Annotated in this window: 2 protein-coding genes; both read left to right on the plus strand. The window is 56.9% G+C overall.

Going from position 1 to position 1,944, the window contains the following annotated elements:
• Window positions 1-13: 13 nt before the first annotated feature.
• On the plus strand, window positions 14-1,219 hold the full coding sequence (locus BAA01_12240; protein ID OUM90055.1) for an integrase: 1,206 nt from the start codon (window positions 14-16) through the stop codon (window positions 1,217-1,219).
• A partial coding sequence (locus BAA01_12245; protein OUM90056.1) for an AAA family ATPase occupies window positions 1,216-1,944 on the plus strand: 729 nt, incomplete at its 3' end. The genes BAA01_12240 and BAA01_12245, both read left to right, overlap by 4 nt.

The following is a 1,944-nucleotide window of genomic DNA, read 5'->3' on the forward strand; positions in this document are numbered from 1 at the left end:
AAGGAGTGGGACTGTGATCAGCTTACATGAACTTTACGCCAGTGGCAAGAGCATTCGGGAAATTGCCCGCATCACGGGACATGCCCGAAATACCGTGCGCAAATACTTGCGCGCCAACGGCATTCCCGAACCGCGTTATCCCAAAAAGCGAGGATCCAAACTCGATCCTTTCAAACCTTTTCTTGACCAATCGATAGCTCAAGGGATTTTCAACTGTGAAGTGCTCTTGCGTCTGCTTAGAGAACAAGGCTATACCGGCGGCATCACCCTTATCAAGGATTATGTGAGACCGCGCCGGCCGCCGAGGAAGATCCCGGCCGTGCAGCGTTACGAAACGAAACCAGGGTACCAGGCGCAAGTGGACTGGAAGATTTGCCAGTACATTGATGTGGACGGAAATGTCCGCAAGATCCCGGTGTTTGTGATGGTGCTGGGGTATTCCCGTGCGATGTACATCGAGTTTGCCAAACGATGCGACATTCACAGTTTCTTGCGCTGCCTGATCCACGCGTTGGAGTACTTTGGCGGGGTTCCGCAGACCATGCTGACAGACCGGATGAAAACGGTCATTCTGGGCATGGGCGATGACCGCAGACCCCGATGGCATCCGCTGTTTGAGGATTTTGCCGCCACGGTCGGCATGATTCCCAAAGTTTGCCGGGTCAAGCGTCCGCAGACCAAAGGCAAGGTGGAACGGGCCGCCCGATTCATTGAGCAGAATTTCATGGCGGGCAGACGGTTTACGGATGTGGAGGACCTGAACCGTCAAGCGAGGCAGTGGTGCGACGAGCAAAACCGGCGCATTCACGGGACGACCGGGGAACGTCCGATTGATCGGCTGGCGCGGGAGCCGCTTGGAGCGCTTCCGCCAGCGGACCGTCTGGCCAAATACCGGTTTGAGGTGCGGAAAGTCAGCCGGGACGGATTTGTAAGTTATGATGGTGTGCGGTATGGGGTTCCCTGGCCGCACAGCGGCCGGGAAGTGACGGTGCGGGACGTGGGCGGATTCATCGAGATTTACAGGGAACAGCAGCTCATTGCCCGGCACAAGAAACAAGCCCAGTCGCGGACACTGGCGATGTGCGAACGACAGTATGCGAACCTCAGCACGACCCAAGGGAATGTGTACCCCAAGCCGCTGGGCATCCGGATTCCGGTTCAGGACGTGGAAGTGCGTTCGCTGGAGGTGTATGAGCGGCTGATGGAGGTGGGAACATGATCGAGCTGGAACAAGCCCGCCATCGTTTGGAGGAGCTGGGGTTGGGACAGGCCGCCCAAGCGCTGGATGCGATCCTTGAAGCCGCCAGCTACGGCCAAAGCACGTATCTGTCGTTTCTGAATGAACTGTTGGAGGCCGAGCTTCAGGAGCGTCAGCGCCGGAATGTGGAGGTGCGCATGAAACTGGCGCATCTGCCGTACCGTCGCACTTTGAATGAATTTGACTTTTCGTTCCAACCCGGCATGGATGAACGACTCATCCGGGAGCTTGCCAGTCTTTCGTTCATCGGCAGGCAGGAAAACGTCCTGTTTTTGGGTCCGCCCGGAGTGGGCAAGACCCATCTGGCGATTGCCATCGCCATGGAGGCCATTGGACAAGGAGTGCCGGTATATTTCGTTTCGCTTGCCCAACTTGTGGGCGATTTGCGGAAGGCGTATGAGGAGAATCGGCTGGACAAGCGGATGAGGGTGTACCTGAGACCGCGCCTTCTGGTGGTGGATGAAGTGGGATATTTGCCCCTGGATCCGCTTGCGGCGAACCTGTTTTTCCAGTTGGTGTCGGCCCGCTATGAGAAGGGCAGCATGATCCTGACAAGCAACAAGAGCATTGGCGAGTGGGGCGAACTGATGGGCGATCCTGTGCTGGCAACAGCGGTTCTCGACCGGCTTTTGCATCACTGTCATGTCATCAATATTCGCGGGAACAGCTATCGCCTCAAAGACAAA

This window comes from Bacillus thermozeamaize, from assembly GCA_002159075.1.
GTDB classification, from domain to species: Bacteria; Bacillota; Bacilli; order ZCTH02-B2; family ZCTH02-B2; genus Bacillus_BB; species Bacillus_BB thermozeamaize.